The organism is Vibrio sp. 10N.261.52.A1, assembly GCF_002876325.1.
GTDB lineage: Bacteria > Pseudomonadota > Gammaproteobacteria > Enterobacterales > Vibrionaceae > Vibrio > Vibrio chagasii.
Genome location: NZ_MCYD01000566.1, coordinates 1 through 8,260 on the forward strand (window position 1 = coordinate 1; position 8,260 = coordinate 8,260).

The 8,260-nt window shown below is 45.9% G+C and carries 7 protein-coding genes; all 7 read left to right on the forward strand.

Going from position 1 to position 8,260, the window contains the following annotated elements; genetic code table 11:
- Positions 1–208 precede the first annotated feature (208 nt).
- The 7 genes from rodZ (at position 209) to BCT81_RS08975 (ending at position 8,167) form a co-directional block, all read left to right on the forward strand.
- On the forward strand, positions 209–1,162 hold the full coding sequence (rodZ, locus tag BCT81_RS08945; RefSeq protein ID WP_102423899.1) for a cytoskeleton protein RodZ: 954 nt from the start codon (positions 209–211) through the stop codon (positions 1,160–1,162).
- Positions 1,163–1,169: 7 nt separating this feature from the next.
- Complete coding sequence (ispG, locus tag BCT81_RS08950; RefSeq protein WP_004740329.1) at positions 1,170–2,291, forward strand: flavodoxin-dependent (E)-4-hydroxy-3-methylbut-2-enyl-diphosphate synthase; 1,122 nt, start codon at positions 1,170–1,172, stop codon at positions 2,289–2,291.
- A 70-nt stretch (positions 2,292–2,361) separates the two neighbouring features.
- Positions 2,362–3,630: a histidine--tRNA ligase gene (gene hisS, locus BCT81_RS08955; RefSeq protein WP_063522634.1), complete on the forward strand. Its 1,269-nt coding sequence runs from the start codon at positions 2,362–2,364 to the stop codon at positions 3,628–3,630.
- Between the two features lie 79 nt (positions 3,631–3,709).
- Entirely contained in the window at positions 3,710–4,324 is a 615-nt protein-coding gene (locus tag BCT81_RS08960) for a YfgM family protein (protein ID WP_008222763.1), read from the forward strand.
- Positions 4,325–4,334: 10 nt separating this feature from the next.
- Positions 4,335–5,495 carry an outer membrane protein assembly factor BamB gene (gene bamB / locus BCT81_RS08965; RefSeq protein WP_102423900.1) on the forward strand — a complete coding sequence of 387 codons (1,161 nt, stop codon included), beginning with the start codon at positions 4,335–4,337 and terminating at the stop codon, positions 5,493–5,495.
- Positions 5,496–5,653: 158 nt separating this feature from the next.
- Positions 5,654–7,135 (forward strand): ribosome biogenesis GTPase Der, encoded by a 1,482-nt coding sequence (gene der, locus BCT81_RS08970; RefSeq protein ID WP_004740325.1) that lies wholly within the window; start codon positions 5,654–5,656, stop codon positions 7,133–7,135.
- Between the two features lie 132 nt (positions 7,136–7,267).
- Positions 7,268–8,167: a metal-dependent hydrolase gene (locus tag BCT81_RS08975; RefSeq protein WP_102423901.1), complete on the forward strand. Its 900-nt coding sequence runs from the start codon at positions 7,268–7,270 to the stop codon at positions 8,165–8,167.
- Positions 8,168–8,260 lie beyond the last annotated feature (93 nt).

An 8,260-nucleotide genomic window follows, 5' to 3' on the forward strand; every position in this document is an offset into this window, starting at 1 on the left:
ATCATCAATATGTCTATTTAGGTTGGCTACTTGATAAACTAGCTTCCTGAGAACGTCACTAATAATAAAATGTATGTCGTTCGTCTTTAAGGGTTGATGAGTTGGGTAACAGGACAAATTCCACATAAGTGGGTTGCTAGAATGAGCTTAAACGACAATAAAAAACGCTCTCGTCGACCTGCGATAATATTTTAGAAGTTCACTCTCTATGAACACAGAACACGACACACAAACGCAAGAACCAATCGCTCCAGCTCTAGAAGCGGGGACGCTACTGAAAAATCAACGAGAAGCTCTTGGTTTAACACAAAAGCAGATCTCGGATCGCCTAAAACTACGTATCTCTTTAATTCAACAGATTGAAGAAAACCAATTTGAGTCAGACCAAGTCGCAACCTTTATGCGTGGTTACATCCGTTCATACGCGAAATACGTCAATCTTGATGAAAAAGTGGTACTGAACGCGCTTCGCCACTCTGGTGATGCTCAACATGAAGATCAAGAAATGCTGAGCTTTTCTCGTAAGACAAAAACAGAAAAGCACAACAGCCGTATTATGCTGCTGACTTGGGGTATCTTTGCCGTTATCGTCGGTATTTCTTCACTGTGGTGGTGGCAGAATCAACAACAAGACACCTTATCTCAATCTTTGGCTAACACTGAAAGTTCAGAAGAGCTTGCGGTGGAGGAGTCACTGGACCCTGAGTTCGCTTCTTTAGAAGTGATTGAAGCTGAACAAAACGACGCTGCTGCTTCTGTGATTGAAGATACTGAAGGCCTTGCTGCAATCAGTGATGCGGCAGATACTTCAGCTGTACTTGACGCGACTGATGAACAAACAGCAGTCGACGCAGAACCAGCTGTTGAATTAGAAACCGTTGAAGCAACAACTGCTCCTGAAACAACGCCAACACCTGAAGTGGCAACCAAAGCGCTAACGATGCAGTTTACTGCAGACTGTTGGATTCAAGTTAAAGATGCGACCGGCAAAACCTTGTCAACGGGCATCAAAAAAGCGGGTCAGTCACTAAATCTATCAGGAATTGCGCCATATAAAGTGATTCTAGGTGCGCCAGAAGGCGTATCAATGACATTTGCAAGTGAACCTGTCGACCTTTCTGGGTATACTTCAGGCAAAGTAGCCAGAATAACCTTACCTTAGAGTTAATATGCAACACGAATCTCCTATTATTCGTCGCAAATCAACCCGTATTTATGTGGGTGATGTGCCGATCGGTGATGGTGCACCTATTGCTGTGCAATCCATGACCAACACAAGAACAACAGACGTAGCCGCAACCGTTGCTCAGATCCGAGCTTTGGAAAATGTAGGCGCTGATATCGTTCGCGTATCTGTACCGACTATGGATGCCGCTGAAGCATTTAAGCAAATCAAGCAGCAGGTTTCTGTTCCTTTGGTCGCTGACATTCACTTTGACTACCGTATCGCGCTGAAAGTGGCTGAGTACGGTGTAGACTGTTTGCGTATCAACCCAGGTAACATCGGTAACGAGAGCCGTATCCGCTCAGTTGTTGATTGTGCTCGTGATATGAATATTCCGATTCGTATTGGTGTTAACGGCGGTTCTCTTGAAAAAGAGATCCAAGAGAAATACACAGAGCCAACAGCAGAAGCGCTTGTTGAATCAGCAATGCGTCACGTAGATATCTTAGACCGTCTCAACTTTGATCAATTTAAAGTGAGCGTTAAAGCATCTGACGTATTTCTAGCTGTAGGTTCATACCGTTTACTGGCAAAACAGATTGACCAACCGCTTCACCTTGGTATTACCGAAGCTGGTGGTGCACGTGCTGGTGCGGTTAAGTCTTCTGTTGGCTTAGGTATGCTTCTTTCTGAAGGTATTGGCGATACGCTACGTATCTCGCTAGCGGCGGATCCTGTTGAAGAGATCAAAGTTGGTTTCGATATTCTTAAATCTTTGCGTATTCGCTCGCGTGGTATCAACTTCATCGCGTGTCCAAGCTGTTCTCGTCAAGAGTTCGATGTTATTAACACCGTAAACGCGCTTGAAGAGCGTCTAGAAGACGTGATTACCCCAATGGATGTCTCTATCATCGGTTGTGTGGTGAATGGCCCTGGTGAAGCAGAAGTATCTCATTTAGGTCTAGCGGGTAGTGCTCGTAAGAGTGCCTTCTACGAAGACGGTAAGCGTCAGAAAGAGCGCTTTGACAACAACGACCTTGTTGATCAGCTTGAAGCTAAGATTCGAGCAAAAGCATCAGTGCTTGATAAAGCAAATCGCATTGATGTAGAAAACCTAGAAGATTAATAAAACGCGATGAGGTGTGGTTGTCTATTCGCATCAACACCTGGTCGTGAGAAATTACGGAATAAATATTGTGGCTAAAAATATCCAAGCAATCCGAGGCATGAACGACTGCCTACCGACTCAATCACCACTGTGGCAGAAAGTAGAAAACGCAGTGAAAAACGTGGTGAGTGCACACGGTTACAACGAAGTGCGTATGCCTATCGTTGAAGAAACAAACCTATTTAGCCGCGCAGTGGGTGAAGAGACAGACGTTGTTTCAAAAGAGATGTACACCTTTGATGACCGTAACGGCGATAGCCTAACGCTACGTCCAGAAGGCACAGCGGGTTGTGTACGTTCATGTATCCAAAACAGCCTTATTAACCGTGATGAGCAACGCCTATGGTACATGGGCCCAATGTTCCGTCACGAGCGCCCTCAAAAAGGTCGCTACCGTCAATTCCATCAATGTGGCGTGGAAGTGTTTGGCCTAGACGGTCCAGACGTTGACGCAGAACTTATCATGATGACTGCGCGTCTATGGCGTGAGCTAGGCATCGACAAGCACGTTCGTCTAGAGCTGAACTCAATCGGTTCTACTGAAGATCGCGCGAACTACCGTACAGCACTTGTTGCTTTCCTTGAACAGCACATTGATGTGCTAGACGAAGATTGTAAACGTCGCATGCACACAAACCCACTTCGTGTACTAGATACTAAGAACCCAGACGTTCAAGCTATCTTAGGTGACGCACCTCGACTTTCTGAATACTTAGGTGAAGAGTCGAAGCAACATTTTGCTGGTTTGTGTGAACTTCTTGATGCAGTTGGTATCGAATACCAAGTTAACGAGCGTCTAGTACGTGGTTTGGACTACTACAACCGCACAGTATTTGAGTGGATCACTGAAAGCCTAGGTGCTCAAGGTACCGTATGTGGCGGTGGTCGTTACGACGGTCTTGTTGAGCAACTTGGCGGTAAAGCAACACCAGCTGTTGGTTTCGCAATGGGCCTAGAGCGTCTAGTCCTAATGATGGAAACGCTAGAGCTTACAGAAGTTCGTCGCAGTGTTGATGTTTACATGGTTGCGGCTGGCGAAGGCACTATGATCGCGGGCATGCAATTAGCGAATCAATTACGTGATACCGTTGAAGGTGTACGTGTAATGAGCCACTTCGGTGGTGGTAGCTTCAAGAAGCAATTCAAACGTGCAGACAAAGTAGGTGCTGTAGTTGCTCTGGTACTGGGTGAAAACGAAGTAGCAGACAACACTGTGGTATTGAAAGATCTGGTTGGTGGTGAACAAGAAGTTGTTGCCCAAGCAGACGTTGCTGCAAAAGTAGCTGCGCTAATCTAATTAGCCTTAGAGCAAACGCTCATAACGAATATTAACGTCAGCACTATGCTGGCGTTTAAAGAATTAAAGAGGACAGGAAGTGGAACTTTACGATAGCGAAGAGCAGCAGGTTGAAGCCATTAAAGATTGGTGGAAAGAGAACGGTAAAGCCGTAATCTTCGGTGCGGTTATTGGTTTAGGTGGTCTATTCGGTTGGCGCTACTACCAAGATTCAGTAGTTGAGGCGCGTGAAGCTGCTTCAGAAAGCTACACGACAGTGATCTCTGCTTTAGATGCAAAAGGCGTTGATGCTCAATCTGATATTCAAGCTTTTATCGATGCAAATAAAGATGCTGAGTACTCAGTACTTGCAGCGATGCAGCTAGCAAAAGTACAAGTACAAGCGGGTGAATTATCTGCAGCACTTGAACAGCTAGAGTGGGCAAAAGCGGCAACTAAGGATGCGGCACTTTCGCCACTACTGACTTACCGTGTTGCTCGTATCAAAGCTGAACAAGGTGAATTCGATGCTGCGTTGTCTGATCTTGCTGCAGTAACGGACGAATCTTGGAAAGGCCGCGTGGCTGAACTACGTGGTGATATCTCACTTCGTAAAGGCGACACAGACGCAGCATACAGTGCTTACACAGAAGCACAGCAAGCTGTTGATGCGAGCCAAACGCTTCAAATCAAACTTGACGACCTAGCTAAATAAGGCGCTTTGAATGAAGAAGATGTTTCCAAAAGCGGCGTTGTGTGCGATTGCTCTTGGCCTATTAGCTGGCTGTGCGGGTGAAGAAGACACCGTAATCATGGCGCCAGTACCAACGGTAAACAGTGAGTTCACTCCTAAACAGGAATGGTCGACCTCGGTTGGTGATGGTGTTGGTCACTACTTTTCAAAACTGACACCTGAGCTGGCTTACGACAAAGTGTTTGTTGCAAGCCGTGAAGGTCTGGTTAAAGCGCTTGATCCTGAAACGGGTAAAGAGCTGTGGAAAACAGACCTTGAGAAAGATGTACTGGCTCGTTTGTCTGGTGGCTTAACTGCTGCTTACGGCAAAGTGTTTGTTGGTTCTGAAAATGGTGAAGTAATTGCACTGGATGAATCGACTGGCGAAGAGTTGTGGCGTGTATCGGTAAACGGTGAAGTGCTTGCATCTCCTGCCACTGACAACAACATGGTATTGGTTCACACTAGCCGCGGCATGATGCTCGCGCTAGACCAAGAGACCGGTGAACAGAAGTGGACAATCAGTACTGAAGTTCCAAGCCTGACACTACGTGGCGACAGTGCTCCTGTTGCGGTTTCTGGTGGTGTGTTCTGGGGGACGGCAAATGGTCGTCTAGCAGCCGCTATTGTTGAGCGTGGTCAGCTGATTTGGCAACAACCAGTTGGTACACCAAAGGGCGCGACGGAAATCGATCGCTTGGTTGATGTTGATGCATCGCCAGTTGTACTAGGTGGTACCTTGTACACGGTTGGTATCAATGGTCAGTTGATTGCCATTGATCTACGCTCTGGTAAGCCAGTTTGGAAACGTAACTACTCATCAGCGATTGACTTAGCAAGTGACGGCAGCCGTTTGTTCCTCGTTACAGATAAGGATCACGTGGCTGCAGTTGATGCACGTAGTGGTACTGAACTTTGGAGCACTCCACTGCTAGAAAACCGCTTACTGACAGCACCTGCTATCATTAACGGATACGTTGTTGTGGGTGATACAGAAGGTTATCTACACTGGTTAGATCGTTCAACGGGTGAGTTTGTTGCTCAGCAGTTAGTTGATGACAGCGGCTTTGCGGTAGCGCCAATTGAACTGCCTGAAGGCTACTTAGTGACGACTCGCAACGGCGATGTAAAGAAACTGACGATTAGCCAATAAAAGCGTGATATAATTCACAGTCGGCTCCTGGTTGGTAACAGCCAGGAGCCGTTTTGTTGTTAAAAATTAATAAACCATGTGGTTATAGGTAAGAGTTTAAACTTGCGAACAAGTGCTTACCTATAACTACATTAAGAGAAGAAATTGTAGAGGTTGTTATGGTACCTGTTGTTGCTCTAGTAGGGCGTCCGAACGTAGGTAAATCTACGTTGTTTAACCGATTGACTCGAACTCGTGATGCATTGGTTGCGGATTTCCCTGGCTTAACGCGTGACCGTAAATATGGCCATGCTCAACTTGGTGAGCATGAGTTTATTGTTATCGACACTGGTGGTATCGACGGTACTGAAGAAGGTGTTGAAACTAAAATGGCAGAGCAGTCATTAGCGGCGATTGACGAAGCTGATGTTGTGCTGTTCATGGTAGATGGTCGTGCTGGTCTAACACCATCAGACGTTGCTATCGCGAAGCACCTTCGCCAACTAGAAAAGCCTTCAATGCTTGTAGTAAACAAGGTTGATGGTATTGACCCTGATGCAGCAAGTGCTGACTTCTGGCAGCTAGGTGTAGAAGACATGTACCAAATCGCTGCAGCGCACGGTCGTGGTGTTACAGCACTGATTGATCTTGCTCTAAACCCATTTGCTGAAGCACTTAAAGCTGAGCAGGGTGAAATTAGCGATCTAACAGAATTTGAAGACGAAGAAGCAGAACAGGTTGATTTCACTGAAGAAGAAGCGGAACAAGAGTTCAAGCGTCTGCAAGATCAGCCAATCAAGCTTGCTATTATTGGTCGTCCAAACGTAGGTAAATCAACGCTAACTAACCGTATCCTAGGTGAAGAGCGTGTGGTTGTTTACGATATGCCTGGTACTACTCGTGATTCTATCTACATCCCAATGAGCCGTGATGAGCGTGAATACGTTCTGATCGATACTGCGGGTGTTCGTCGTCGTAAAAACATCAATGAAACCGTAGAGAAGTTCTCGGTTGTTAAAACGTTGAAAGCGGTTGAAGATGCGAACGTAGTTTTACTTGTGATTGATGCTCGAGAGAACATCTCAGATCAAGACTTGAGCTTACTAGGCTTTGCATTGAACGCTGGTCGTTCAATCGTGATCGCAGTAAACAAGTGGGATGGCCTAGATAACGACGTGAAAGAGCGCGTTAAGAAAGAACTAGACCGTCGTTTAGGTTTCGTTGATTTCGCACGTATTCACTTCATCTCGGCACTTCACGGTACAGGTGTTGGTCACTTGTTTGAATCGGTTCAAGAGGCTTACAAGTCAGCGACAACCCGTGTTGGTACGTCTGTCCTAACTCGTATCATGAAGATGGCGACTGATGATCACCAACCACCTATGGTTCGTGGCCGTCGTGTGAAACTGAAATACGCGCACGCGGGTGGTTATAACCCACCAATTATCGTTATCCACGGTAACCAAGTTCGTGACCTGCCAGATTCATACAAGCGATTCCTGATGAATTACTACCGTCGTTCACTAGAAATCATGGGTACGCCAATTCGCATTCAATTCCAGAACAGCGAAAACCCATTTGAAGCTAAGACGAACAAGCTAACTATCTCTCAAGAGCGCAAACGTAAGCGCATGATGAGCATGGTTAAAGGACGTAAATAGTCCTTTTGAATAGATTTGATACCCGAGCCTGTCTCGGGTATTTTTTTAAGCAAAATTTACGTTATCTGATAACCGCACCTTGCTAGGAATTATCAGCAAGCGACCTAGACTAGATTCCAAAAGAAGAACGACATGACAATGAGCGACTTGATTACACCAGCAGCAATCACAACGACCATCACCCAATTCTGCCACCAGACTTGGCAGCTTGAGGCAAAGGTTCTGCATGTTGAAAGTGATGAGAACAAAACCTACTTGATCACTGATGTGACTCCTTTTCATCCTGTTAGCCATATTTGGCCAGATCACCCAGCAGATAAAGGCACCATTAACCTTGGTGGCGTGCAATATACCGTTGATGATTGTTTAGTTGGCGCGATAGAACAATCTACTGGCAAACTTTATGTAGCAGCAGATATTCCTGTTAAGCGTGATACAGAGGGTTGGGTGTTTGTGGTAGTCCACCAGCTACCTGTATCTGCTTCTACGATAAGTGTTAACGAGCAGGTATCGTTGTCGGTTGATAAAGAGTACCAAGCGAGCCTTAGCCGTGGCCATAGCGCTGGACATGTCGCCTTCTTAGCGTTGAATAAGGTCTTAGCTGATAACTATTGGCGCAAAGATGCAGACCGCAAAGATCCATTGGGCAGCTATGACTTTAATAGCTACGCCCAAGTCACCAGCTTTGTAACGCCTGAACAATGTAAAGACACTTATCGCTTGGGTAAAACCTTGAAGAAGCGCGGCCTTAATGTGGCAGATATGCTAGCGAACCTTGAGGTCATTGAAGCCGATGTTAATGAGCTGATTTCTGTTTGGTTAGCACAACCAACGGCGGTTACGATGAGGTTAGAGGGCGAGGCGTTAACAGACTCTCGTTACTGGGAGTGGCAGCTTGACGCAGATACTCAGGTGACTATTCCTTGTGGTGGTACACACATTGGGAATACCGCAGAATTTGGTGCGCTGTCCGTTAAGTTAACCCGGTTAGATGACCAAAATATTGAAATGCTGACGCATGTAATTCGATGATTTGAGTAATAGATCGAAATGACTTGTGCTGCTTATTCCGTTTTTGGTTGTCACTTTTAATATAATTAACTGTTTAAAATTGAAATGCAGCAC